A 24071-nucleotide genomic window follows, 5' to 3' on the forward strand; every position below is an offset into this window, starting at 1 on the left:
ATAGAAAGGAGTGACTGCACGATGATTACAAAACCTGATAAGAATTCTACTCGTAAGAAAAGACACACTCGTGTTCGTGCTAAGTTATCAGGCACTGCAACTCGTCCACGTTTAAATGTGTTCCGTTCCAACCAACACATTTACGCTCAAGTGATCGACGATACTAACGCTGTAACAATCGCAAGTGCTTCTACACTTGATAAAGATGTAACGGCAAACGGTAGTAACGTAGAGTCCGCGAAAGCAGTTGGAGAACTAGTTGCAAAGCGCGCAATTGAACAAGGAATCAAATCAGTAGTATTCGACCGCGGTGGATACTTATATCACGGCCGTGTGAAAGCATTAGCAGATGCTGCACGTGAGGCTGGTCTAGAATTTTAATCGACAAAGGAGGGACACTGATGCGTCGTATTGATCCAAACAAATTAGAACTTGAAGAACGCGTAGTTACGGTTAACCGCGTTGCGAAAGTAGTAAAAGGTGGACGTCGTTTCCGCTTTGCTGCTCTTGTAGTAGTAGGAGATAAAAACGGTAATGTTGGTTTTGGTACTGGTAAAGCTCAAGAGGTACCTGAAGCAATCCGTAAAGCAATTGAAGATGCGAAAAAGAACTTAGTTGCTGTACCTATCGTTGGTACAACAATTCCTCACCAAGTACTTGGAGAGTTCGGTTCTGGGGAAATCCTATTGAAGCCTGCTTCTGAAGGTACTGGGGTTATCGCTGGAGGACCAGTTCGTGCGGTACTTGAGTTAGCTGGTGTTCAAGACATCCTTTCTAAATCTTTAGGATCTAACACACCAATCAACATGATCCGTGCTACAATCAACGGATTAAAGCAATTGAAACGTGCAGAGGACGTTGCTAAATTGCGTGGTAAAACGGTAGAAGAACTGTTAGGATAAGGAGGGAAACAAAATGGCGAACAAATTAGCAATCACCCTCACTCGCAGTGTAATCGGTCGTCCACAAGATCAACGTGTGACTGTTCAAACTCTTGGTTTGAAAAAGATGCACCAAACAGTTGTCCATGAGGATAACGCAGCTATCCGTGGAATGATTAACAAGGTATCTCACCTTGTTACTGTGAAAGAGCAATAATAGAAACGGTTTTTTTAAATAAGGAGGTGCCACAATGAAACTTCATGAGTTAAAACCTAACGAAGGATCTCGTAAAGAACGCAATCGCCTAGGTCGCGGAACTGGTTCTGGTAACGGAAAAACTTCTGGTAAAGGTCATAAAGGTCAAAATGCACGCTCTGGCGGTGGCGTTCGTCCTGGATTTGAGGGTGGTCAAACACCTCTATTCCAACGCTTACCTAAGCGCGGATTCACGAACATCAATCGCAAAGAGTATGCAATCATCAACCTTGATGCACTAAACCGCTTTGACGAAGGAACTGAAGTTACTCCTGAATTACTTCTTGAAACAGGTTTAGTTAGCAAATTAAACGCTGGTCTTAAAGTGTTGGGTAACGGTTCTATCGAGAAAAAGCTTACAGTTCGTGCTCATAAATTCTCCTCAGCAGCTAAGGAAGCGATCGAAGCAGCTGGCGGTTCAGTTGAGGTGATTTAATGTTCCAGACATTCTCCAATTTTATGCGCGTGGGTGATATAAGAAAGAAAATAATCTTCACCCTATTAATGTTAGTAATATTCCGTATCGGAACGTTTATCCCAGTACCAGGGGTGAACGCTGACATTTTGAAATTCCAGGATGAACTTAGTGTATTTGGTATCCTGAATACTTTTGGTGGTGGAGCTCTTCAGAACTTCTCTATTCTTGCCATGGGTGTAATGCCATACATCACAGCGTCCATCATTGTACAACTCTTACAAATGGATGTTGTTCCGAAATTCACGGAGTGGTCAAAACAAGGAGAAGCTGGACGTCGCAAATTAGCTCAATTCACTAGGTATTTTACCATTGTTCTTGGTTTCATCCAGGCAATCGGTATGTCAATCGGATTCAACACAATGGCCAATGGTCAATTGATTTCGAATCCAACCATCACTACTTATCTGCTTATAGCAATAGTATTAACAGCAGGAACTGCATTCTTGATGTGGCTTGGTGAGCAAATTACGGCACATGGCGTAGGAAACGGAATCTCCATTCTAATCTTCGCTGGTATCGTATCTGCAATCCCGACAGGCGCAAACCAGATTTATGCTTCTTTGATCCAGGATGCTGGTGATCAGTTGTTCCTAAATCTTGTGATTGTCGCTCTGATCCTACTTGCTATCTTGGCAGTCATCGTAGGTGTTATCTTTATCCAGCAAGCGTTACGTAAGATTCCGATTCAGTATGCGAAGAAGATGGCGGGTCGCGCTCCTACTGGTGGAGGACACACTACACACTTACCATTGAAGGTTAATGCTGCGGGGGTAATTCCTGTTATCTTTGCCGTATCCTTTATCATTACACCACCGACAATCGCTTCATTCTTTAATGAGAATGCTGTGACAAGATGGATCATTAGTTCTTTTGACTATACGAATCCAATCGGTATGGTTGTATATGTGGCCCTTATCATTGCCTTCACTTATTTCTACACATTTGTTCAGTCAAATCCTGAACAGATGGCAGAAAACTTAAAGAAACAAGGCGGATATATCCCAGGAATTCGTCCTGGTGTAAATACACAGGAATACTTGACAAAGATCATCTACCGACTAACTTTTGTGGGTGCATTGTTCTTGGCAGCTATTTCTATCCTACCTATCATCTTTATGAGCTTTGCCGGCCTTCCTGCAGCAGTGCAGATTGGCGGGACTAGTCTACTGATCGTCGTAGGTGTTGCACTTGAGACGATGAAGCAACTAGAAAGCCAGTTAGTGAAGCGTCATTATAAAGGGTTTATCAAGTAATGAAGTAATTGGGATAACATTATCCCAATATACTTCACAAGATACTGAGGGGGCAAAAAGATGAATTTAGTTCTAATGGGACTTCCGGGTGCCGGTAAAGGTACTCAAGCAGAACGAATTGTCGAAAAGTACAATATCCCTCATATCTCTACTGGAGATATGTTTCGTGCTGCTATGAAGGAAGAAACTGAACTGGGCATGAAAGCTAAGTCTTTCATGGATCAAGGTCAGCTTGTTCCGGATGAAGTGACGATCGGTATCGTTCGTGAAAGATTAGAAAAAGAAGATTGCAAGGACGGCTTTCTATTAGATGGATTCCCAAGAACGGTTCCTCAAGCGGATGCTCTTGAGCAGATGCTAGAAGAACTAGGTCGCAAGATTGACTATGTCATCAACGTCAATGTCGACCAAAGCATTCTGATGGAGCGTTTAACAGGACGTCGTATTTGTAAAGATTGTGGATCCACTTACCACTTGGTATTCAACCCACCTACTAAAGATGGTGTTTGTGACAAGTGTGGCGGTGAGTTGTATCAACGTGCGGATGACAACGAAGAGACTGTAGGTAACCGACTTGAAGTAAATGTAAAACAATCTAAGCCATTACTGGATTTTTACGAGTCCAAGGGCTATCTTCGCAACATCGATGGCCAACAAGCGATTGACAAAGTATTCGCTGATATAGAAGAACTTCTTGGAGGTCAGGCGTAATGATTATCTGTAAAACTCCTCGTGAACTTGACATCATGAGAGAAGCAGGTAGGATTGTGGCCCTTACCCACCAAGAATTAAAAAAACATATTGTACCTGGTGTGACTACGAAGCAATTGGATGATATTGCTGAGAAATTCATCCGCAAACATGATGCAATTCCTTCGTTTAAGGGGTATAATGGTTTTCGCGGAAGCATCTGCGCTTCTGTCAATGAAGAACTTGTTCATGGTATTCCGGGCGATCGAGTATTGAAAGACGGAGATATCATTAGCATAGATATTGGTGCTAAATATAATGGTTACCACGGAGACTCCGCATGGACGTATGCTGTTGGTAACATATCCGATGAAACAAAGCGATTACTTGAAGTCACGGAACAATCATTGTATGAAGGCATCAAGGAAGTAAAACCGGGCGCTCGTCTCTCTGATGTATCCCATGCGATCCAAATGTATGCGGAAGGTCACGATTTTTCAATCGTAAGAGAGTATGTAGGGCATGGAATTGGTCAAGACTTACATGAAGACCCACAAATTCCTCATTATGGACCTCCTAACAAAGGTCCACGGTTAAAACCTGGTATGGTTCTTGCAATTGAACCGATGGTCAATGCAGGCACCCGCTACGTAAAAACGCTAGCAGATGACTGGACTGTTGTTACTGTTGACGGTAAAATGTGTGCTCATTTTGAACATACGGTCGCTATTACAGAAACAGGCTATGAGATCTTAACAAAAGCCTAAGAGGTGATATTGCTTGATCGAATCTAATTCGACTCTGCAAGTAGGCCAAATTGTTTCGATTACTCAAGGCAGAGATGCCGGACAGTATGCCGTAATTATTAAAATTCTTGATGAGCGTTTTGTCGTCCTAGCGGATGGAGACAAGCGGAAGTTTGACCGCCCAAAGAAAAAGAACATTCATCATCTTGAATTTTTTGATTACGTGTCTCCAGAAGTTCAGAACAGTATGAAGGAAACAGGCCGTGTGACAAATGGAAAGCTGCGTTTTGCACTGACCAAATTTGTTAATGAGCTTGTTACTGATTTGAAGAAGGGAGAACTTAATTAATGGCGAAAGACGATGTAATTGAAGTAGAAGGTACGGTCGTTGAGACTTTACCAAATGCTATGTTTAAAGTAGAATTGGAAAATGGTCATACTGTGTTGGCTCATGTATCTGGGAAAATACGTATGCACTTTATCCGAATCCTACCAGGAGATAAAGTAACGGTGGAGCTTTCTCCATACGATTTAACACGCGGTAGAATTACGTATCGTTTTAAATAAACCTATTTTAGCACTCCGTACTATCAGGGAGGTAATATAAGATGAAAGTGAGACCATCTGTTAAGCCAATCTGCGAAAAATGTAAAGTTATTCGTAGAAAAGGCAAAGTCATGGTTATTTGTGAAAACCCGAAACACAAACAAAAACAAGGATAACTTGAGGGAGGTGCGCATATATGGCACGTATTGCTGGTGTTGATGTTCCTCGCGACAAGCGCGTTGTAATTTCATTAACATACGTTTTCGGTATCGGTCGTTCCACAGCTGAGAAAGTATTGGCTGAAGCAGGTGTTTCTGAAGACACTCGCGTTCGCGACTTAACGGAAGAAGAATTAGGAAAAATTCGTGATGTTGTAGATAAAATTAAAGTTGAGGGTGACCTTCGTCGTGAAGTATCTCTTAACATTAAACGTCTAATCGAGATCGGTTGCTACCGTGGTCTTCGTCACCGTCGTGGTTTACCGGTTCGTGGTCAAAACACTAAAAACAACGCTCGTACACGTAAAGGACCTCGTCGTACTGTAGCGAACAAAAAGAAATAATTTTAAGTAAGTAAGGAGGTAAGTTAAATATGGCACGCAAAACTAATACACGTAAACGCCGTGTGAAAAAGAATATTGAACAAGGTATCGCGCATATCCGTTCTACATTCAATAACACGATCGTAACGATTACTGACGCTCACGGAAATGCAATTGGGTGGTCTAGTGCAGGTGCTCTTGGATTCAGAGGTTCTCGTAAATCCACTCCATTCGCGGCGCAAATGGCTGCTGAAACAGCTGCAAAAGCATGCATGGAGCACGGTTTGAAAACTCTTGAAGTTACAGTAAAAGGCCCTGGAGCTGGTCGTGAAGCAGCAATCCGTGCTTTACAAGCAGCTGGTCTTGAAGTAACTGCTATCAGAGACGTAACCCCAGTACCTCACAACGGTTGCCGTCCACCAAAACGTCGCCGTGTTTAATTTGTCTGTATAGATTTTGTATACATGTCAATAATGGCTGATGATACAGTTTAAATATACAGAGATAATTAAATGTTGTTGTTGTGCACAATCGGGACATACCTATGGGGAATTTCGGTTAGACATCTTATGTCTTTCCGGGGTTTCGACGTTTTGAAGGAGGGTTATGAATGTTAGAAATCGAAAAACCAAAAATCGAAACGGTTGAAATCAGCGATGACGCCAACTATGGTAAATTCGTCGTCGAGCCACTTGAGCGTGGATATGGAACAACTTTGGGTAACTCCTTACGTCGTATTCTTTTATCCTCACTTCCTGGTGCCGCTGTAACATCTATCCAAATAGATGGTGTACTGCATGAGTTCTCAACAATTGAAGGCGTCGTTGAAGATGTTACAACAGTTATTTTGAACGTTAAGAAGCTAGCATTAAAAATCTATTCTGATGATGAGAAGACGTTAGAGATTGATGTGCAAGGCGAAGGAGCTGTAACAGCTGCTGACATTACCCATGACAGCGATGTTGAGATCCTAAACCCTGACCTTCATATCGCTACGTTAGCGAAGGACGCTCACCTGCGTATTCGTTTCACTGCTAAGCGCGGTCGCGGATATGTACCAGCGGACGGAAACAAACGTGAAGATCAGCCAATCGGTGTCATTCCAATTGACTCCATCTTTACTCCAGTTTCCCGCGTTTCTTATTATGTTGAAAATACTCGTGTAGGCCAAGTATCTAACTACGACAAGCTTACACTCGATGTATGGACAGATGGTAGTAACGGTCCACAAGAAGCGGTTGCACTTGGGGCAAAGATTTTAACTGAGCACTTAAATATTTTTGTAGGCTTGACAGATGAAGCGCAAAACGCGGAAATCATGGTAGAAAAAGAAGAAGATCAGAAAGAGAAAGTTCTAGAGATGACTATCGAAGAACTAGACCTATCCGTTCGTTCTTATAACTGCCTAAAGCGTGCTGGCATCAACACTGTTCAGGAACTTGCAAATAAAACAGAAGAAGATATGATGAAAGTTCGCAACTTAGGCCGTAAATCTTTAGAAGAAGTCAAGCACAAATTAGAAGAGCTTGGTCTTGGCCTGCGTAAAGATGACTAGTTTACACTCGTAAAACTAGGCATCTTTATGTGTTTGAACGTTCATGACTTTCTACAGAAGGAGGGAACATCAACATGGGATACAGAAAATTAGGTCGTACTAGCGCACAGCGTAAAGCAATGTTACGTGACTTGACTACTGATTTGATCATCAGCGAGCGCATTGAAACTACTGAAGCACGTGCGAAAGAATTACGTTCTTTAGTAGAGAAAATGATCACTCTTGGTAAGCGTGGTGACTTACACGCTCGTCGTCAAGCAGCTTCTTACGTTCGTCACGAAGTTGCAAACGAAGAAACTGGTCAAGATGCAGTTCAAAAGTTATTTGCTGATATCGCTCCACGTTACGAAGAGCGTCAAGGCGGATACACTCGTATCATGAAAGTCGGACCTCGTCGTGGAGACGGAGCTCCAATGGTAATCATTGAACTTGTATAATATATATTAGATGATAGTGGTTGGAAGAGGAGGCAACGAGTCTTTTAACTTACTATAGTCAGTCATAAATAAGGGCGGACAGTTGTAATGACTGATCTATGCCCTTTATTTTTTTGCCTTGATTTTGAGCGAATCGTATACGCCCTGTTGCTTTGCGTTCCAGGTGTTCGCTTTCCGCGGGACGATGCTTGAGCCTCCTCACAACGCTTCAGGGGTCTCAACCAACCGTTCCCTCCCGCAGGAGTCTCACACCTTGCACTCCAAGCAACAGGAGGTTACTGACCAAGCTAAACCTTTAAGTAGAAGTGAGATTCTAAAAACCTTTATTCAATGAGATTTATATCTAGTGATTGGAGCACTGGGCGAAGACTCCTTCGGGAGGAAGCGGTTAGGGGAGACCCCGCAGGCAAAGCCGAGGAGGCTCCCCAAGCGCCCCTAGGAAAGCGAAGACCAGTGCGGAAATCACTAGCGGTGTATAGTAGAGCCATTTTATGTTTAAATGGCTATAATAGAGAGAGTCAGTTAAGCGGAGTAGAGAGGAGTTGTGTTTTCGTGGCCATCTTAGAAGTGAAGGATTTATCCTTCAGCTACGCAAATCAAGAGGAAGATACGTTAAAGAATATCAACCTTGAAGTGAATCAAGGTGAGTGGACTGCGATTGTCGGCCATAACGGCTCCGGTAAGTCCACATTGGCCCGAATCCTGAACGGCCTGCAGCTTCCATCAGATGGAACTGTAATGGTTCAAGGAGTAAAATTAACAGAAGAGACCATCTGGGATATCAGAAGACAGGTCGGCATGGTCTTTCAAAACCCGGATAATCAATTTGTGGGATCGACGGTAGAGGATGATGTTGCGTTTGGTTTAGAAAATATTGGCGTCCCCCGCGAAGAAATGCTAACGCGTGTGGCAGAGGGGATCGAAAAAGTTGGGATGGAATCTTTTTTAACCCAAGAGCCACATCAGCTCTCCGGTGGCCAAAAGCAGCGAGTAGCCATTGCAGGCTTGATTGCGCTTCGTCCATCTATCATTATTCTGGATGAAGCAACGAGTATGTTGGATCCGATCGGTCGTAAAGAAGTGATAAATACAATAGAAGAGTTAAGACAGGAAGTCGGTGTAACGGTCATTTCCATTACACATGACTTAGAGGAAGCAGCAAGAGCAGACCGCATCATTGTGATGAATGGTGGAGAAGTATTTGGGGAGGGCACCCCGGACGAAATTTTTCGTATGGGAGAAAAGCTTGTGGAGATAGGGCTAGATCTGCCTTTTCCTATCATTTTGGCAAATAGACTCAAAGAATTGGGTGTTAGGTTCGAAACAGATCCGACGAACAGGGAAAGGCTGATGGATGAGCTATGCAAATTACAATCAAAGACTTAGAACACCGCTATCAGGTGAATACCCCGTTTGAACGGGTCGCCCTTTTCGATGTCAACATGATGATACCAGAGAATTCCTATACCGCGATTATTGGACATACGGGGTCCGGAAAGTCGACTTTATTGCAGCACCTAAATGGGCTGCTCCGACCTACCAAAGGAAGCATCCAAGTGGGGGATATCACCCTGCAGGCTAACAAGAAGGAAAAGAACATTAAGTCTATCCGTAAAAAGGTAGGAATCGTTTTTCAGTTTCCAGAACATCAGCTATTTGATGAGACGGTGGAAAAGGATGTATGCTTCGGTCCTATTAATTTTGGTGTACCCGAAGACGAAGCGAAAAGTCGTGCAAGAGAGGCATTAAAGTTGGTCGGTTTACCTGATAAATACTTAGAATCATCTCCGTTTGACTTAAGTGGGGGGCAGATGCGACGGGTTGCCATAGCAGGGGTGCTTGCCATGCAGCCGGAGGTCTTAGTACTGGATGAACCGACAGCTGGCCTGGACCCTCGTGGCCGTAAAGAAATCATGGATCTATTTTACAAGCTTCACAAGGAGCAGAGTCTCACAACAATTCTTGTCACGCACAGCATGGAGGATGCAGCAAGATATGCAGATACCATCATGGTGATGAACAAGGGGACGGTTGGATTGAAAGGTACACCAAGGGAGATATTTGGACAAGCTGGGGAGCTTCAAAAGCTTGGACTTGATGTTCCCGAGACGGTGCTTTTCATGAAAGAGCTTGGAGTCCGTTTGGACGAGGAGTTCGGTGAAGTTTGTCTGACTGTTGAAGAAGTGGCACAGGCGATAGCGTCCCGTATTGGGGGGGCTGGCTCATGATGAACAACTTGATTATCGGGCGGTACGTTCCGGGCACGTCCCTGATACACCGAATGGATCCAAGGGCCAAGCTATTGCTTGTTTTCATTTTTGTTATGGTCGTGTTCTTGGCAAACAATATCTGGGGGTATGCGATGCTCGGGGCCTTTACACTGGCTGTCGTCCTGCTCACAAAGATTCCGGTCCCCTTTATATTGAAGGGCTTGAAGCCGATCATCTGGATTATCTTGTTTACCATGCTGTTTCATGTGTTTTTGACAAAACAAGGGACACTTCTTTTTGAAGTCGGGTTTATTCAAGTATATGAAGAGGGCGTCATACAAGCAATCTTTATTTCCTTGCGGTTTTTATTTTTAATTACTATAACCACTATCTTAACGCTTACGACGACACCAATCGAGGTCACGGATGGGATGGAGACCTTGTTCGGGCCGTTCAAAAAGGTGGGGGTCCCTGTGCATGAGCTGGCTCTTATGATGTCTATTTCCCTACGATTTATCCCGACTTTGATGCAAGAGACCGATAAAATCATGAAGGCGCAGAGTGCAAGGGGTGCAGACTTTACTGTAGGGCCTCTGAAGGAGCGTGTGAAGGCGTTGGTGCCTTTGCTTGTCCCTTTGTTTATCAGTGCATTCAAACGCGCGGAAGAGCTCGCTACGGCGATGGAGGCACGCGGCTATAAGGGCGGCGAGGGAAGGACGAAATTCCGCCTGCTGGAGTGGCAGACGAAGGATACCATGCTGATGGTGGTCCTTGCTGTCCTTACGTTTATCTTGGTTCTTATTCGAACATAATGGAGTTAGATGTGATGAATAGATTAAAATGTACCCTTTCCTATGATGGGGCACAGTTTGAAGGCTATCAGATACAAAAGGAAAAGCGCACCGTCCAACTCGAGGTGCAGAGGGCGCTGTCACGCATCCATAAGGGAGCGGAGATGAAGGTTTCCGCTTCTGGACGGACTGACGCAGGAGTGCATGCGGTCGGTCAGGTACTGCACTTTGACTCTCCATTGACTATTCCTGAGGAGGCTTGGCAAAAGGCGATGAATGCCCATTTGCCCAAGGATATTTGGGTGAAGAGGGTGGAGTCTGTGTCAGGGGGCTTCCATGCGCGTTTTGATGTGGTAAAAAAGGAATACAGGTACAAGGTGAGCCTTGCGAAGGACTTTGATGTATTTAATCGTAATCAGGTGTTTCACTATCCTTTTACATTGAATGTAGAAGCCATCAGGGAGGCGTGTGGGCATTTCCTTGGCGAGTACGACTTTACAAGCTTCTGTTCCGCTAAGACGGAGGTAGAGGACAAGGTGAGGACCATTTACTCGTTGGAAGCTGTTGTGATTGGCGAGGAGCTGGAGTTTCGCATTGTCGGCAATGGCTTTTTATATAATATGGTCCGTATCATCGTGGGGACCTTATTGGAGATTGGACAAGGTAAAAAATTACCAGAGGATATTTTTTCGATCCTGGAAGCGAGAGATAGGGGAGCAGCCGGAAAAACGGCACCAGCTCACGGTTTATACCTTTGGAACGTGGTTTATGATGACAACTAATCCTGGTGTAACATTTTCTTGACAATCTGGCAAAAAAGATATAAGATATCACATGGTATGTATTTTAACCCCACGATCAAGCCCCGGAAGAGTTTCATCGTGTTGAATAAAATATATGAAGAAATGAAAAATAAAAGGTTTATTTTTTTTAGGAGGGAAATTTAATGCGTACAACGTTTATGGCGAAAGCTAGCGAAGTAAATCGTAAATGGTACGTGGTTGACGCTGAAGGTCAAACTTTAGGTCGTCTTGCAAGTGAAGTTGCATCCATTTTACGTGGTAAACATAAACCAACTTTTACTCCAAACGTAGACACTGGAGATCATGTCATCATCATCAATGCAGAAAAAATCCACTTAACTGGTAACAAGTTGAACGGTAAGATCTACTACCGTCACACAATGCACCCAGGTGGACTAAAACAAAGAACGGCTTTGGAAATGCGTACTAACTATCCTACAAAGATGTTAGAACTAGCAATCAAAGGCATGCTTCCAAAAGGAAGTCTTGGACGTCAGCAAGCTAAAAAATTGAATGTGTATGCTGGAAGCGAGCATCCACACCAAGCACAACAACCTGAAGTTTACGAACTTCGCGGTTAATTAATAAGGAGGGTATAACTTTGGCACAAGTACAATACTACGGCACAGGTCGTCGTAAAAGCTCCGTTGCACGTGTACGTCTAGTTCCTGGTAACGGACAAATCGTGATCAACGATCGTGATATCGAAAACTACATCCCATTCGAAGCTCTACGTAACGTTGTAAAACAACCATTGGCAGTTACTGAAACAGAAGGTAACTACGATGTATTGGTAAACGTTGACGGTGGAGGATACACTGGTCAAGCTGGTGCGATCCGTCACGGAATCGCTCGTGCATTATTACAAGCTGATCCTGAGTTCCGTGCTTCTTTAAAACGTGCAGGTCTTCTGACTCGTGACGCGCGTATGAAAGAGCGTAAAAAATACGGACTTAAGGGCGCTCGTCGTGCACCTCAGTTCTCAAAACGTTAATAGATCAACACTTAAAGCCCTTCAAGCAGTTATGTTTGAAGGGCTTTTTTATGTGGAAAATTTAGTTTTGACCAAATTTTGACCTATTTTATTCTAATTGCATGTAATTCAGGAAGTTTTCAGCAGTCTTCTTAGACATTGTTTTTGTAACGTGAGTATATATGTTCATGGTTGTTTGTATATCTTTATGACCTAATCTAACTTGTACTTCTTTTATACTTGCACCTGCTTCAAAAAGCATAGATGCGTGGGTATGGCGTAATCCATGTATAGTAATTCTGTGAAGGTCATATACAGTCATAAAACTGTTTAAAAGCTCATTTGGATACGCAAGTCTAATTGGGCGCATATCGGCTCTTAGGAGGACGTTGGGGGGCTTGCTGACAATCCCATCTGCCAAAAGTGCTTCTTTCTGCTTTGTTCTCCAATTAAAAAGATGTTTGGTGGTTTGACTATCGATGTCTATCTTTCTATTGGAAGCATATTTTTTTGCAGTTTGAATAATTTCCTTTCCTTTTTCAAAAAACATGGTCTTATTTATATTAATTGTTTGTTCATTTAAATCGATATCATCCCAAGTCAAGGCTATTAGTTCACCTTTTCTCATACCAGTGTAAATAAGTAAATAGTACATGATGAAGTTTTGTTTTGACATATGCTTTTTTGCAAGTGTCAGAAAGTCTCTTATTTCATTTTTTGTCCAATAATTTCTTTCTTCTGTTTTTGCTAAAAAAGATTCTTCCTTTCTAGGAATTGTTACATATTCCATTGGATTTTTTAAAATGTAATCCATTTTGATTGCATATTTAAAAACAAGACTAGCTTGTATTTTTATATCATTTACAGAGTCAATTTCGTTGGATAAGTCATTAATCATTCTCTGACAATACCCTTTAGAAATATCCTTGATTTTTAACTTTCCAAACCTAGGTAAAATGTGCTTTTTAAACTTGGATTGCTTGGAGTAAATAGTACTTGGCTTAATTGTCCGAGTATGAATGTCCCACCATTCTTTAAATACATCTTCATATGTTAATGATTGTTTTACATGAAGACCAGATTCTATTTCTTGCCTCAGATTAAGGTAGGCAGCTTGAGCTTCCTTTTTAGTTTTAAAACCCCTTCGAGTAGTCATGATCTTTTTACCAGTACCAGGATCTATACCTACAATCAATTTAAACATCCACTTTTCGCCTTGCTTTGTCTTATATTTTTGATAAGAGGCCAAATAATCACTCCCTTTTATTTCTTTCTGCAATAAGTTCAATAAGAAGAATTAGCTTTTATAAACAGCTTTTTAAATTCATATTATTTACAACTTTGTACGTAGAATGTTTTAGATTGTTCTTCAGGTAATCTAGCAATAATAAAATCTAAATCTGGAGCGTAAATAATAAATTGCTGGATAAAACTTAGCTCATCTATGTCCGGAAGAAGTCTTCTCTTTAGTGATCTTAAATTTATCCCTAACCGACTAGGAAACTCATTGTTTACAATTAGATCGGTAATAGTCACACTGCAACCTAATAAGGTTTCATTAAGGTTACTGTACTCTTGGGAGTATATAGGAGGGCTTAGGTCGAAATAAAAAACATTCTTATCCCAGTTTATTTCATTGGGGTATAACTGAAGGATATAATAATGAGGTGCTAATTCACCATCTATATATTGATAATCTAAGATTTGTTTAGGCATGATTTTTCTCCTTTCTTTTTTCAATAATTGTTTCTAATTTCCTTAATGCTTCAACAGTTTCGGGCATATAAGGTCCTGCTTTTGGATGGCGAGATTCCATATAGGCCCGGTGTTCTGCATCTGATTTTGCTAGGAGGCATTGGTTCCTAAAATGACTCATCCTTTTTTTAGCAAAAGACTTTGTAACGTTGAAGGTTTGACTAATATAATCAATTTCATTATGGAAAACTGAATCCGATTTTATTTCATCCTTTAGCAACATAAATGTAGGAACACAGAAGTGGTACATAAAACTATTTGCTTGAAATTCTTGAAGCTCTTTGAATGATTGATTGAAAACATGTTGGTTGCCTACATGTTTAATTACATGACCCATCTCATGGCCGAAATCTTCCCACTGTTCTTCCTTTGAAATCGAGTCGTTCAATAAAATGCTATATAGTCCATTTCTTTTTAATACTCGACTTGGGCCAGGATAAGTGTGAATCCATATCTCATAGTGTTGAGCAAATTCATACATAACGGTGTTAGAAGGAGAGTCAATTCCTGCCTGCAAATAAATGTCTCGTATTTTTGCTTCTAGTGGTGTCATCTGATAAATCATAATATCGCTCCTAATAAGAGAATGTATGTTCGGTTTAATCTTTAAATGAAAAGCCCAGTGTTAATTGGACTTTTTAATAAAAACTCATTATTATGTACCTAAAGAGAACCGTTTTCTACCCAGGTCAATCGGTTTTACTTTTACTTCAATTTTATCCATAGCGGTTGTGATCTCCTCTTCGAAAATAGATAATTTTGCAATCGGCAGTTTATCTGTAAGGTTTGAAAGTGGGTTCACAATGCTTGCGGATAGATCTGTTACAGATTTAATTTCAGTTGCAGATTCGATTAAATCTGTAGCGATACCAAGTCTTGAAATCAATTATGTTACCGCACCGGCTTTTTATCCGGTGCTTCTTTTTGTTTCCAAAAAGTTCAGCATATATCATCACCCTAAGGGGGTGTCGGACGCTCGTGGGCAAGGTTATTGGTTGCCGTCCTCACTTGCCTATGCGTTGCACCTTCTGAAGTACCGAACGACTTCCTTCAGCTTGGCTCAGGGTTGCCATATCTAGGAGACTTAGGTTTTCCCTGAATTCATCCGATTTTTCTACTCCCGGTCGCCCGAGAGTGGGGCATTGTTTTCTTTAAGCCTTAATAATCTATTGATGCAATACTCTGTATTTTCGCCAGAAAGGATTAGAATTCTCTTTGTTCATATCTCCTAATAATCGTTGGGTTTCTTCGTCAAGACTGTTCCAAATTCCCATGCGAATATGAAATGCGTCGGTGAATTCGTAAAATTTATAGGCGTCGTAACTGTCAGTGTCTTTCCATTTATCGAAGTTAATGTCATTTAATGCTTCTTTTGTAAAATAGGAGGAAACTGCTACAGTATCTTGATTCGTAGTAGATATTACTATGTTTTCATATTCGTATTCTGACATTATTTTTAGGATCTCCATAGCTTTCTCAGGGAAGCCTGTTTTTCTAGCAACAAAAGAAACTGCACTTAAAGCACTCTCTGTTGGGAATGAAATAGCTATAGACTCTTCTTCAATCTCAACATCAATATCAGAAAGTACGCTATTGCTTGTCAAGGTTGTTTTTATCTCGTCCGTGGCTACTAAACGCCTAGCTGAATGGAGGACCTCATTAAATATTTCTTTATTATTATCTGAAATATTTAAAGGATAATCCGAATTTATATCATAAAGAATTTTTGCTCTGTATTCCATGTGCTCTTTCCATTTATTTATAAATATTTCTGAATCTACTTTAGCTGTAATTAAAGAAATACTCATAAGATTTAGTCTACTTTTATATGTTTGGTAACGGGAATATAAAGTAATATCTTTAAAATCATCAATATCGTATTCTTTTAATATCTCCAATTCAGTTTCAGTTGCAATTCTTAAATTTTCTATAGTAACGTCTTCTGTAAGGCTTTCTGTATACTCCCACCTCTTTTCTAGAGAAAGAGAAAGATTCTCAAGAACCTCATCATCAATTCCACTCCCCAACGAACATCCTGATAATAAAAGCAAGAGTACAATACCGATCAGTATTTGTTTCACATAATACCCCCTTTTAATTTTTATTTCCTTTTTGGCTGCCTATCTCCAGGCTTTCGACCTTTCTCTTTTTCCAGTAACCACTCTAAAGCTTCAAGTGCTTTCTCTTCTGTCATGTCTCCATCTCGAGCAGCTATCTGAGTATTAGGATCTTCCAAAATTTCTTTTGCTTTTTTAATCTGATTAACAGGCTTCTCAGTGCGTGCTGTTAAAAAGTCGAGGTCAACATCGAAGTAATCTGCAAACTTATGTAATATTTCTATATCAGGAGTTCTTGCCCCATTCTCATAACCGGATATCGTTGATTCTGCCAAGTTAAAGATGGCGCCAAATTCCTTCATGGTGTAATTTGTGTGTTTCTTTCTCAGTTCTCTTAGTCTAGAACCAAATTTCTTTTTATCCATATAAAATCACCCACTTCTTAGTACAATTATACTTCGCATAATGCAAAGAATAAATAAATTTCCTAAAAACTTCGCAAAATGCGTTGACACTTTGCGAATCGCATTGTAATATAGAGGTAACAACGCATTATGCAAAGCTTAGGAGGTGGTTATCAATAATGAGAGGCCCAAAACAAGCAAGATTAAAAGCTAAGTATTCCATAGAATCCGCGGCGAAAAAATTAGGAATTTCAGGTGGATACTTATCTCAAATAGAAAATGGCCAGAGACAAGTAAGCGAAGATAGAGCTACACAAATTGCGAATTTATATGGCGTTGAAAGAGATCAAATTTTTTTACCCACTCGCTACGCGGTACGCGAAGTGGAAGGGCGAGAGGTGGTTTAATAAACCCAAATTCAGCCTAGGAGGTAGACCATTGTCCAAAATAAAAACACAAAAATTATTACCGGAGAAAGTACAGAAGATTTTCATTCAACTAGACGCTCAAAACCGTTGTTACGAAGGAGCAGTAATGATAAATGAACTCCAAATGCGAGACGGTATTATTTCTGTTGAATTAATTCTTAAGGCTAATCAACGACCAGAAGTAACTATTGAATACAATCAACAATTTATCAGTAATGAAACAGCAGAAGTGCTTGGTCTGAGTAAGAAAGAGATGGCTTCCTCTCGAACTGCCATTCAAGAGGAAGTATGAATTCACTTCATGATAACTATTGGAGCTGTTCCTGTGTAATAAACATCAGTTTCTTGAATTAACCTTGGATATTCATAGTGCAAAGAATTTACAGTATCAGCAACATCTTGTTGATCATAATGCTCTAAACAATACTCTGTATTACCCTCTGGAGCATCCTTAATTAATTGGCGTATTTCTCTAGCAATGGATTCTTTATAAGCCATATTTTCCACCCCCTTCCACAGTCAACATTCGACAAAAAGGGAGAAAATACCTGCAAAGGAGGACTCCTATGTTAGACATCACCGAGGTACTTTTCAGGTCAGAAATTAAAACGGATTTTCTAAAAATGGCTAATAGCCTTCAAGAGGATGAAACATATAACAAGCGAGAAGCGATTGATGATTTATTAGTAATAATTGAAAAGCACAACCTATAGGAGGTGAAATATTTGCACAGTATCCGTGAAATTGAAGATAAGTTGTTGGAATTACACTTGGAATCCGTTATTCGAAAAGCATACGAGCAAGGTGTATCAGATGGAGTAAGAAAATTCTCACGCCCGGAGTTGCTGACCAATTCAGATTTAGCAGATATGTTTCAAATAGCCAATTCTACAGTAATGAAGATGACTTCTGATCCTACTTTTCCAAGGTCAAAGGCGGTCAAAGCGAGATACCCGCGGGACCTAGTTTATAAATGGATTGAACAAAACTCTAACTGGATTGAACAAAATACCAACTATTTCAATAGGGAGGCGATTGGATGAAGAGTATCCCACCTCAGCTGCTTAGCGATCGTTACTGGCGTGGTACCATTCACTTGTTTCAAAATCACTACAAACTAAATTTAGTCTTCAACACTAAGTATTTTGACTTAGAATCGGGTGATGTTCGAGTGACTGCATTAAAGAGAGTAGCTGCACCATGGTCTGAAAGTGAGAAATTTGTGTTAGCTTTAGCTCTTCATCTTTTCAATGAGAGAAACAAAGTTAATTTGAGTGATATGGACTATCTGGATGATGAAAATAAGCGGCTCTGCATTGAAGCAATTAAATATCGATACATGTAAACACTTGCCCTGTAAATAAAACGACTCCTTAGGAGGTAGACAAGATGCAACACTTAAGTGTTTGTGAGAAAGATGGTCAGCGTGTCTTAAACACTTCTCAGCTTGCAGAATCATTTGGAACTGAGACCAAAATCATCAATAGAAATTTCCAGCGGAACTCAGAACGGTATGTTCAAGGTAAACACTATTTCGCTTTAACTGGTGAAGAGTTAAAGGCATATAAAGGGTCACGTCAAATTGACGACAGCCTAAAGTTCACCTCGGTGTTGTACCTCTGGACAGAAAAGGGTGCCTGGTTGCACGCTAAGTCATTGAATACTGATTTAGCTTGGGACGCTTATGAAAAACTTGTTGACGAATACTACCATGTTAAAAGTAATGTGGTCCCATTATCAAAGGACCAAGCCCTTGTCACGGTATTAAGGACCACAGCCGACTTGGTAGAAGGACATGAATCCATTGTCAAGGAACAAGCGGAATTAAAACAACTCATTAATAATGTAAATCACAAAGTGGAAGAACAAATTACGCTAGATTCTGGAGAGCAACGACGACTTCAAAAAGGAATTGCATCTAAAGTTTACGATCTCTGTGACGATCCTCAGATTCGGCCAAGATTCTTTCGGGAACTCCACAGAGAAATTAAAGATCGCTTCGGTGTTGCAAGTTACAAAGACTTAAAACGCAAGGAGCTCCAAACAGCATTGAGATACATAGAAAATTGGATTCCTAAGAAGGTATCTTAGTAAGTTACTAGTTTCTTCATATATAAATTTTAATAGATTTGGTAAGTATTGTCTGACCACAATCTGCACATGTGCAAAATCTGCACACAGGAGGGAGGTGATTTCGATGTCATTCGGAAAAATCCTCCGTCAATTAAGGGTGAAAGCTGGATACAGTCAAGAAGAATTGGCCGAAAAGATATTTTTATCTAGAAGTGCGGTCTCAAGGCTTGAAAACGACAATCTAGAACTGAAATTAGCAGATGCTATAAGGTGGTTTCAAGCCACAAGGGCGCCGGAGGCAGTCGCAGCTATGTTATGTGGAGTGGATGTAAACACATTACTTCAAGCTTTATCTATATTGGCAGGAGGGATTATTGCATGGCTTTAAAAAAAGAACAATTTCATGCTCATGATTTTCAAAAGGTACTTCGGGAATATCATGCCGCAAAAACTTGTATTGCAAGAATGGAAGAGAAACTGACAGCTGGTGATTTTCAAGAAGTGAAGCTTACAGCGGTTGATTTTCTAAACTCTGTTTCAGAAGTGGAAAAGTTGATGAAAAGAAAAGAACATTACGATCGGTTGGCTCAAACAGTTGAGGACTTAGCAAAACGCGGAATTGATATCACCTTGATTAAGCGATCCATATCATAAGGAGGGACGAGCGATGAAAATCCAGGTAAAACATTGGTTAGCACTTACTAATTTCGAAAAGTATGTACTTCTAAAAAACAGGACAAAAAAAGCAGCAAGCTAATTGGGTTAGCTTACCGCTTTTCATACTAGTAATACGAACAACTTCATCATAACATACACACGTATGTTCGGCAAGACTTTGTCGTGCCGTCATGACTAGGAGGGTAGATGGTTCCCCCTTCACTATCTTCTTCCTGGTTAAGACAGTGCGACAGAGCACTAAAAATGACCCGTGGTGGGGCCACGAGTCAAGGTTTGTGGATAGAAAAATTCACTTGAATACATTCTATCCTAATTACCGAAAAAACTCAATTAGGAGGAGATTAGAAGATGATTGAATTGGTTTTTAGCGGTAACAAATTTGATCAACAAAGACTAACAAAGTCTGGTGGTCAAATCACGATCAAGCAGAATGGCATGCCTGTATTCCAATTTAAAAACAAGGCCCAGTTCACGAAATACGTTCAACTGGGGAAGAAGGGAGCTAGCGCTTAATGAAAAACATTACGCTTCATCGGTTAGAGCTAAGGAATTTCAAAGGTGTGAAATCATTCGCCCTTGAGGTGCACGGTGAAAATGTAAAAGTTTACGGTGACAATGCTACTGGAAAGACGACTCTGTTCGATGCCTTTGTGTGGTTACTCTTTGATAAGGATAGCCAGAACAAAGAAAAATTTTCTATCAAGACATTGAATAAAGGGAAAGAATTACACGGGTTAGAGCATGAAGTAGAGGCGACATTTACAATAGGCGATCAAAAGGTTACTCTCCGAAAAGTCTTTTCAGAGAAATGGACCAAAAAGCGAGGCAGTGCAGAGAAAAAATTCTCCGGCCACACCACTGATTATTACGTAGATGATGTGCCATCAAAAAAGAAGGATTTTACGGATCAAGTAGAGTCCATAGTTGACGAGAAAATTTTCAAATTGCTAACTAGTCCATCCTATTTCAATGACCAACTTCATTGGAAGGATCGCCGTAACATCCTGCTAGAAGTTTGCGGTGATGTAACGGAGGAAGACGTCATTGCATCTAACAAAGAACTGGCACAACTTCCGGCAATCCTAAAAGGCCGCACTATTGAAAAACATCGCGCAGCAATTCTTGGTCGCAGGACTGAGATCAATAAAGAGTTGGACAAAATTCCAGTGCGAATTGATGAGATAGAACATAACCTACCTTCGGTTGAAGGACTAGAAAAGATAGTTTTAGAGGGCCAAGTTGAATCAATCACCTCGCAAATTGATGAAAAACAGGACATCATCAGCAACATTCGGAACGGAAATGCGATTTCCTCGAAACAGAGAGAAATACAAGAAATCGAGTTGGAACTCCTAAAGATAAGACAACAGCATGAAGCTGGCAGCAAGGATGATTTCTACAAGCTAAAAGCGCAAATTCAAGAGGAAAAGTCAGCTATTTCTCTGCTGGAGTCCAAACAATCTAATCTAAGACAAAAGAAAAAATTCAATGATGACAGTATTGCTTCCACGGAAAAGAAATTGCAACAACTAAGGAAAGAATGGATGGAATTAGACGTTAAAGAATTTGTCCATAACGATGAGTGCGAATGCCCAACATGTGGTCAGGATCTTCCAGAAGAACAAGTTTCAGCCACAAGGGAAAAAGCGTTAGCACAATTTAATCTTCAAAAAAGTAAACAACTTGAAGAGGTTGATACCTCTGGCAAACGCATAAAAGCCCAGAAGGAATCTTTGTTATCCGAGAATGAGCAACTAACCAAAGAATACGAGAGTATTAGTTCCCTCATTTCGGAAAAAGAGGAAAATCTCCTTCAAATGAACGAACAACTTAAATTACTAGAAGGTTCTGTTGTGGACATCATGGACAACCAGTCCTATGCGACAAAATTAAAGGAAAAATTAGACCGTACAAGCGAATTAGACAGGATTCGACTAGATGCTCAAACTTCTATCAGAGAAGTAGAGAAAGAAGTTCAGAGTCTGAAAGAACAAAGACTTTCCATTCAAAGTGATCTAGCAAAGTTTGTATCGGTGGATCAGGCGAAAAAGCGGATAGATGAACTAATGGAACAAGAACGATTGTTAGCAACTGAGTTTGAAAAATTAGAACAAGAGCTTTATCTAACGGAAGAGTTCACTCGTTCCAAAGTCAATCTACTGGAGGAAAAGATAAACTCTAAGTTCAAATATGCGCGATTTAACTTGTTCAAAACGAACATCAACGGCGGTTTAGAAGATATATGTGATACAACTTACGAAGGCGTCCCATACTCAAGCGGATTGAACAATGCTGCAAGAATAAACGTTGGCTTAGATATCATCAACACTCTATCTGAGCATTACGGTGTATCTGCACCAATATTTGTAGATAACAGCGAAGCGGTGACGCGGTTAATCGATGTAGGTTCCCAAGTTATTCAGCTGGTGGTGTCAGAGCAAGATAAGGTGCTTCGAGTAGAGTATCCAGAGCATCGGGAGGCTATCTAATGCCACTAGAGATCAGTTTTACGATTGAAATAAATGGACAAACGGGTAGGAACTTTTACGATTCCTACCCAACGGAGAAAGAAATCGAAAAGGCCATAACTGATATGTTTCCGCAGGGTTATATCTATGATCAATTTGCAGGGGAAAATATCTATCCAATTGCACAAGTGAAAAAGGTTTATCGATTGAGAAATATGGAGGGGATTGAATGAGTAGTCAAAATCAATTATCCATCATTCAAAAAGACATCACGGATGATGTGAACAAGAGCTTAACTAGGTTGCAGGACGATGGATTGGTCCTGCCCCCTAATTACAACGCCAGTAATGCGTTAAAGAGTGCTTTTTTCAAACTACAAGAAGTAAAAGATCGAGAAGGTAAGCCAGCATTAAATGTTTGTACAAGAGAATCAATCGCAAACACATTATTGGATATGGTTACACAGGGTTTAAGTCCTTCCAAAACACAATGCTACTTCATTGTTTACGGAAATCAATTGCAATTAAACCGTTCCTATTTCGGCACCCAGGCAGTTCTTAAGCGATTATCGAACGTAAAAGATATTTGGGCAAATGTGATATTTGAAGGAGATGTGTTTGATTACGAGGTTGCAGGTGGTCGTGAAAAACTATTAAAGCATGAAACAAAATTTCTGAATAGAGACAACGAAATTCTAGGGGCTTACGCAGTTGTTAAAACGAACGAGGACGAAGAGTTATTAACGGTTATGACTCGTAAAGAAATCGATGCATCATGGGGGCAATCCAAGACTAGTCAAGGAGTACACAAGAAATTCCCACAGGAAATGGCGAAACGAACAGTCATTAATCGTGCTGCCAAAGCCTTCATAAACACATCTGATGACAGTGATTTACTTGTAGATGCCATCAACCGATCGACAGAAAATGAATATGAAGACGATCGCAAGGAAGTTAATCCGGAATACGCTGCACAAAAGGAAATTGACCAAAATGCCAATAAAGAGCTCCTTGATGTGAAAGGAAGCAAACCTTTAAAAAAACAACCCGAAATAATTGATGGCCGAACGGAAAATGACGTAAATCAAAATGGGAAAAATGAAGGGAATCATCAAGAAGAATTATTTGATACCTCACCTAAAGGGCCGAATTGGTAATGATTGAAATTATAGCACTTGCATCCAGTAGTAAGGGGAACTGTTACCGCGTTACTGACGGTCATACCCCCCTTTTACTGGAGTGCGGTATCAACTATCGAGAGATTCAAAAAGGCTTAAATTTTCAAATGTCAGAGGTCGCAGGGTGCTTAATTACACATGAGCATGGCGACCACTGTAAAGCCTTAAAAGATGTTTTAAAAGCAGGAATAGATTGCTACATGTCAACTGGAACTGCAGGCGCAATTGGAATAAATCATCACCGTATAAAACACGTAAAGGCACAACAGCCATTTACCGTAGGTACCTGGACGATTTTACCCTTTGATGTTCAACATGATGTGAGTGAGCCATATGGCTTTCTGCTCGTAAATAACGCTGGTGAAAAGCTTTTATTCGCTACAGATACCTACTACATCAAATACAAGTTCACAGGGCTTACACACATCCTAGTGGAGTGTAACTACTCGATGGAAATATTGAATCAGAATATCTTGGACGGTTCTGTCCCAGCTGTCATGAAAAAACGACTTTTGCATTCTCATTTTAGTCTAGAAAATGTCAAAGAGTTCCTAAATGCAAATGATCTATCCAAGGTACAAGAAATATGGCTGCTTCACCTAAGCGATTCCAATAGCGATGAAGTGAAGTTCAAGGAAGAAATTATGGCCCTCACAGGACGTCGGGTATATGTCCCATAACATAAAGGTCGTTATTCCATCTTGTTATGTTTGGATGACAGAGGGATTACCGGATCGAGGGAAGTTATTTAAACGTTATGTACAAGGTTATATGGCTCTGTACTATCCAGGTTATGAACTAGAAAAGATATCAGGTATGCATGCTCAATTAAGAAAGATACAAGAAAAAGCCAAAGATAGTTAGGAGGTTT

41 protein-coding genes are annotated in these 24071 nt (G+C 40.7%); 34 read left to right on the top strand and 7 right to left on the bottom strand.

The features are described 5' to 3' along the window. The first annotated feature begins 21 nt into the window (after positions 1-21). The 20 genes from rplR to rpsI all read left to right on the top strand — a co-directional run bounded on the left by rplR (position 22) and on the right by rpsI (position 12181). Entirely contained in the window at positions 22-381 is a 360-nt protein-coding gene (gene rplR, locus MKY77_RS00810) for a 50S ribosomal protein L18 (protein ID WP_237665306.1), read from the top strand. 20 nt (positions 382-401) lie between these two features. Further along, positions 402-902: a 30S ribosomal protein S5 gene (gene rpsE, locus MKY77_RS00815; RefSeq protein ID WP_237665305.1), complete on the top strand. Its 501-nt coding sequence runs from the start codon at positions 402-404 to the stop codon at positions 900-902. A 13-nt stretch (positions 903-915) separates the two neighbouring features. Next, positions 916-1098 carry a 50S ribosomal protein L30 gene (rpmD, locus tag MKY77_RS00820; protein WP_047972360.1) on the top strand — a complete coding sequence of 61 codons (183 nt, stop codon included), beginning with the start codon at positions 916-918 and terminating at the stop codon, positions 1096-1098. Positions 1099-1132: 34 nt separating this feature from the next. Continuing rightward, positions 1133-1573, top strand: a complete 441-nt coding sequence (gene rplO / locus MKY77_RS00825; protein ID WP_237665303.1) for a 50S ribosomal protein L15 — start codon at positions 1133-1135, stop codon at positions 1571-1573. Then, on the top strand, positions 1573-2868 hold the full coding sequence (gene secY, locus MKY77_RS00830) for a preprotein translocase subunit SecY (RefSeq protein WP_339148347.1): 1296 nt from the start codon (positions 1573-1575) through the stop codon (positions 2866-2868). The genes rplO and secY overlap by 1 nt, the downstream gene beginning before the upstream one ends. Before the next feature lie 60 nt (positions 2869-2928). Further along, entirely contained in the window at positions 2929-3579 is a 651-nt protein-coding gene (locus tag MKY77_RS00835) for an adenylate kinase (protein WP_339148348.1), read from the top strand. After that, positions 3579-4325 (top strand): type I methionyl aminopeptidase, encoded by a 747-nt coding sequence (gene map, locus MKY77_RS00840; RefSeq protein WP_339148349.1) that lies wholly within the window; start codon positions 3579-3581, stop codon positions 4323-4325. The genes MKY77_RS00835 and map overlap by 1 nt, the downstream gene beginning before the upstream one ends. A 13-nt stretch (positions 4326-4338) precedes the next feature. After that, the gene (locus tag MKY77_RS00845; RefSeq protein ID WP_063558957.1) at positions 4339-4653 is read left to right on the top strand and encodes a KOW domain-containing RNA-binding protein; all 315 of its coding nucleotides are present in this window, start codon (positions 4339-4341) and stop codon (positions 4651-4653) included. Continuing rightward, positions 4653-4871 carry a translation initiation factor IF-1 gene (infA, locus tag MKY77_RS00850; protein ID WP_003348578.1) on the top strand — a complete coding sequence of 73 codons (219 nt, stop codon included), beginning with the start codon at positions 4653-4655 and terminating at the stop codon, positions 4869-4871. The genes MKY77_RS00845 and infA overlap by 1 nt, the downstream gene beginning before the upstream one ends. Before the next feature lie 41 nt (positions 4872-4912). Further along, on the top strand, positions 4913-5026 hold the full coding sequence (gene rpmJ, locus MKY77_RS00855) for a 50S ribosomal protein L36 (protein ID WP_003156543.1): 114 nt from the start codon (positions 4913-4915) through the stop codon (positions 5024-5026). 20 nt (positions 5027-5046) lie between these two features. Beyond that, positions 5047-5412 (top strand): 30S ribosomal protein S13, encoded by a 366-nt coding sequence (rpsM, locus tag MKY77_RS00860; RefSeq protein ID WP_010191536.1) that lies wholly within the window; start codon positions 5047-5049, stop codon positions 5410-5412. A 29-nt stretch (positions 5413-5441) separates the two neighbouring features. After that, the gene (gene rpsK / locus MKY77_RS00865; protein WP_063558956.1) at positions 5442-5831 is read left to right on the top strand and encodes a 30S ribosomal protein S11; all 390 of its coding nucleotides are present in this window, start codon (positions 5442-5444) and stop codon (positions 5829-5831) included. A 170-nt stretch (positions 5832-6001) separates the two neighbouring features. Beyond that, positions 6002-6946 carry a DNA-directed RNA polymerase subunit alpha gene (locus tag MKY77_RS00870; RefSeq protein WP_148990109.1) on the top strand — a complete coding sequence of 315 codons (945 nt, stop codon included), beginning with the start codon at positions 6002-6004 and terminating at the stop codon, positions 6944-6946. 74 nt (positions 6947-7020) lie between these two features. Next, complete coding sequence (rplQ, locus tag MKY77_RS00875) at positions 7021-7383, top strand: 50S ribosomal protein L17 (protein WP_064097824.1); 363 nt, start codon at positions 7021-7023, stop codon at positions 7381-7383. A gap of 552 nt (positions 7384-7935) precedes the next feature. After that, positions 7936-8769 carry an energy-coupling factor ABC transporter ATP-binding protein gene (locus MKY77_RS00880; protein ID WP_339148350.1) on the top strand — a complete coding sequence of 278 codons (834 nt, stop codon included), beginning with the start codon at positions 7936-7938 and terminating at the stop codon, positions 8767-8769. After that, positions 8745-9611 carry an energy-coupling factor ABC transporter ATP-binding protein gene (locus MKY77_RS00885; RefSeq protein ID WP_339148351.1) on the top strand — a complete coding sequence of 289 codons (867 nt, stop codon included), beginning with the start codon at positions 8745-8747 and terminating at the stop codon, positions 9609-9611. Before MKY77_RS00880 ends, MKY77_RS00885 begins: the two co-directional genes overlap by 25 nt. After that, positions 9608-10405, top strand: a complete 798-nt coding sequence (locus MKY77_RS00890; RefSeq protein ID WP_339148352.1) for an energy-coupling factor transporter transmembrane protein EcfT — start codon at positions 9608-9610, stop codon at positions 10403-10405. Before MKY77_RS00885 ends, MKY77_RS00890 begins: the two co-directional genes overlap by 4 nt. A 14-nt stretch (positions 10406-10419) precedes the next feature. Next, complete coding sequence (gene truA / locus MKY77_RS00895) at positions 10420-11166, top strand: tRNA pseudouridine(38-40) synthase TruA (RefSeq protein ID WP_339148353.1); 747 nt, start codon at positions 10420-10422, stop codon at positions 11164-11166. 164 nt (positions 11167-11330) lie between these two features. Then, positions 11331-11768 (top strand): 50S ribosomal protein L13, encoded by a 438-nt coding sequence (gene rplM / locus MKY77_RS00900; protein ID WP_060666583.1) that lies wholly within the window; start codon positions 11331-11333, stop codon positions 11766-11768. A 20-nt stretch (positions 11769-11788) separates the two neighbouring features. Beyond that, positions 11789-12181 carry a 30S ribosomal protein S9 gene (gene rpsI / locus MKY77_RS00905; RefSeq protein ID WP_060666582.1) on the top strand — a complete coding sequence of 131 codons (393 nt, stop codon included), beginning with the start codon at positions 11789-11791 and terminating at the stop codon, positions 12179-12181. 88 nt (positions 12182-12269) lie between these two features. On the opposite strand, the gene MKY77_RS00910 is transcribed toward rpsI, so the two are convergent. The 6 genes from MKY77_RS00910 to MKY77_RS00935 all read right to left on the bottom strand — a co-directional run bounded on the left by MKY77_RS00910 (position 12270) and on the right by MKY77_RS00935 (position 16397). Beyond that, positions 12270-13448, bottom strand: coding sequence for a site-specific integrase (locus MKY77_RS00910; RefSeq protein ID WP_342515564.1), 1179 nt, complete (start codon positions 13446-13448; stop codon positions 12270-12272). Positions 13449-13489: 41 nt separating this feature from the next. Further along, positions 13490-13876, bottom strand: a complete 387-nt coding sequence (locus tag MKY77_RS00915; protein WP_339148355.1) for a hypothetical protein — start codon at positions 13874-13876, stop codon at positions 13490-13492. Further along, positions 13869-14480: an ImmA/IrrE family metallo-endopeptidase gene (locus MKY77_RS00920; protein WP_342515565.1), complete on the bottom strand. Its 612-nt coding sequence runs from the start codon at positions 14478-14480 to the stop codon at positions 13869-13871. The genes MKY77_RS00915 and MKY77_RS00920 overlap by 8 nt, the downstream gene beginning before the upstream one ends. A gap of 90 nt (positions 14481-14570) precedes the next feature. Beyond that, a complete protein-coding gene (locus MKY77_RS00925; protein ID WP_339148357.1) occupies positions 14571-14801 on the bottom strand; it encodes a hypothetical protein in 231 nt (76 codons plus the stop codon). A 280-nt stretch (positions 14802-15081) separates the two neighbouring features. Next, the gene (locus MKY77_RS00930; protein ID WP_342515566.1) at positions 15082-15996 is read right to left on the bottom strand and encodes a lipoprotein; all 915 of its coding nucleotides are present in this window, start codon (positions 15994-15996) and stop codon (positions 15082-15084) included. 20 nt (positions 15997-16016) lie between these two features. Next, on the bottom strand, positions 16017-16397 hold the full coding sequence (locus MKY77_RS00935) for a helix-turn-helix transcriptional regulator (protein ID WP_342515567.1): 381 nt from the start codon (positions 16395-16397) through the stop codon (positions 16017-16019). Positions 16398-16555: 158 nt separating this feature from the next. On the opposite strand from MKY77_RS00935, the gene MKY77_RS00940 reads away from it, so the two are divergent. Next, the gene (locus MKY77_RS00940) at positions 16556-16783 is read left to right on the top strand and encodes a helix-turn-helix transcriptional regulator (RefSeq protein ID WP_064097814.1); all 228 of its coding nucleotides are present in this window, start codon (positions 16556-16558) and stop codon (positions 16781-16783) included. Between the two features lie 31 nt (positions 16784-16814). Then, entirely contained in the window at positions 16815-17096 is a 282-nt protein-coding gene (locus MKY77_RS00945; protein WP_342515568.1) for a hypothetical protein, read from the top strand. Between the two features lie 2 nt (positions 17097-17098). On the opposite strand, the gene MKY77_RS00950 is transcribed toward MKY77_RS00945, so the two are convergent. Then, positions 17099-17302 (bottom strand): hypothetical protein, encoded by a 204-nt coding sequence (locus MKY77_RS00950; protein ID WP_342515569.1) that lies wholly within the window; start codon positions 17300-17302, stop codon positions 17099-17101. 68 nt (positions 17303-17370) lie between these two features. Here MKY77_RS00950 and MKY77_RS00955 point away from each other — a divergent pair, with 68 nt between their 5' ends. The 12 genes from MKY77_RS00955 (at position 17371) to MKY77_RS01010 (ending at position 24064) form a co-directional block, all read left to right on the top strand. Next, complete coding sequence (locus tag MKY77_RS00955) at positions 17371-17517, top strand: hypothetical protein (RefSeq protein ID WP_342515570.1); 147 nt, start codon at positions 17371-17373, stop codon at positions 17515-17517. Between the two features lie 12 nt (positions 17518-17529). After that, positions 17530-17847, top strand: a complete 318-nt coding sequence (locus MKY77_RS00960) for a hypothetical protein (protein WP_342515571.1) — start codon at positions 17530-17532, stop codon at positions 17845-17847. After that, the gene (locus tag MKY77_RS00965) at positions 17844-18149 is read left to right on the top strand and encodes a hypothetical protein (protein ID WP_342515572.1); all 306 of its coding nucleotides are present in this window, start codon (positions 17844-17846) and stop codon (positions 18147-18149) included. The genes MKY77_RS00960 and MKY77_RS00965 overlap by 4 nt, the downstream gene beginning before the upstream one ends. 44 nt (positions 18150-18193) lie before the next feature. Continuing rightward, positions 18194-18895 carry an ORF6N domain-containing protein gene (locus tag MKY77_RS00970; RefSeq protein WP_342515573.1) on the top strand — a complete coding sequence of 234 codons (702 nt, stop codon included), beginning with the start codon at positions 18194-18196 and terminating at the stop codon, positions 18893-18895. Positions 18896-19001: 106 nt separating this feature from the next. Next, positions 19002-19265, top strand: coding sequence for a helix-turn-helix transcriptional regulator (locus MKY77_RS00975; RefSeq protein WP_342515574.1), 264 nt, complete (start codon positions 19002-19004; stop codon positions 19263-19265). After that, positions 19256-19531, top strand: a complete 276-nt coding sequence (locus MKY77_RS00980; RefSeq protein WP_342515575.1) for a hypothetical protein — start codon at positions 19256-19258, stop codon at positions 19529-19531. The genes MKY77_RS00975 and MKY77_RS00980 overlap by 10 nt, the downstream gene beginning before the upstream one ends. 372 nt (positions 19532-19903) lie before the next feature. Continuing rightward, on the top strand, positions 19904-20068 hold the full coding sequence (locus tag MKY77_RS00985; protein WP_342515576.1) for a hypothetical protein: 165 nt from the start codon (positions 19904-19906) through the stop codon (positions 20066-20068). After that, positions 20068-22044, top strand: coding sequence for an AAA family ATPase (locus MKY77_RS00990; protein WP_342515577.1), 1977 nt, complete (start codon positions 20068-20070; stop codon positions 22042-22044). Before MKY77_RS00985 ends, MKY77_RS00990 begins: the two co-directional genes overlap by 1 nt. Further along, on the top strand, positions 22044-22256 hold the full coding sequence (locus MKY77_RS00995; RefSeq protein WP_342515578.1) for a hypothetical protein: 213 nt from the start codon (positions 22044-22046) through the stop codon (positions 22254-22256). Before MKY77_RS00990 ends, MKY77_RS00995 begins: the two co-directional genes overlap by 1 nt. Next, positions 22253-23179 (top strand): RecT family recombinase, encoded by a 927-nt coding sequence (locus tag MKY77_RS01000; protein ID WP_342515579.1) that lies wholly within the window; start codon positions 22253-22255, stop codon positions 23177-23179. The genes MKY77_RS00995 and MKY77_RS01000 overlap by 4 nt, the downstream gene beginning before the upstream one ends. Beyond that, on the top strand, positions 23179-23880 hold the full coding sequence (locus MKY77_RS01005; RefSeq protein ID WP_342515580.1) for an MBL fold metallo-hydrolase: 702 nt from the start codon (positions 23179-23181) through the stop codon (positions 23878-23880). The genes MKY77_RS01000 and MKY77_RS01005 overlap by 1 nt, the downstream gene beginning before the upstream one ends. Beyond that, positions 23870-24064, top strand: coding sequence for a hypothetical protein (locus tag MKY77_RS01010; RefSeq protein WP_342515581.1), 195 nt, complete (start codon positions 23870-23872; stop codon positions 24062-24064). Before MKY77_RS01005 ends, MKY77_RS01010 begins: the two co-directional genes overlap by 11 nt. Positions 24065-24071 lie beyond the last annotated feature (7 nt).

The organism is Sutcliffiella sp. FSL R7-0096 (genome assembly GCF_038595065.1).
GTDB lineage: Bacteria > Bacillota > Bacilli > Bacillales > Bacillaceae_I > Sutcliffiella_A.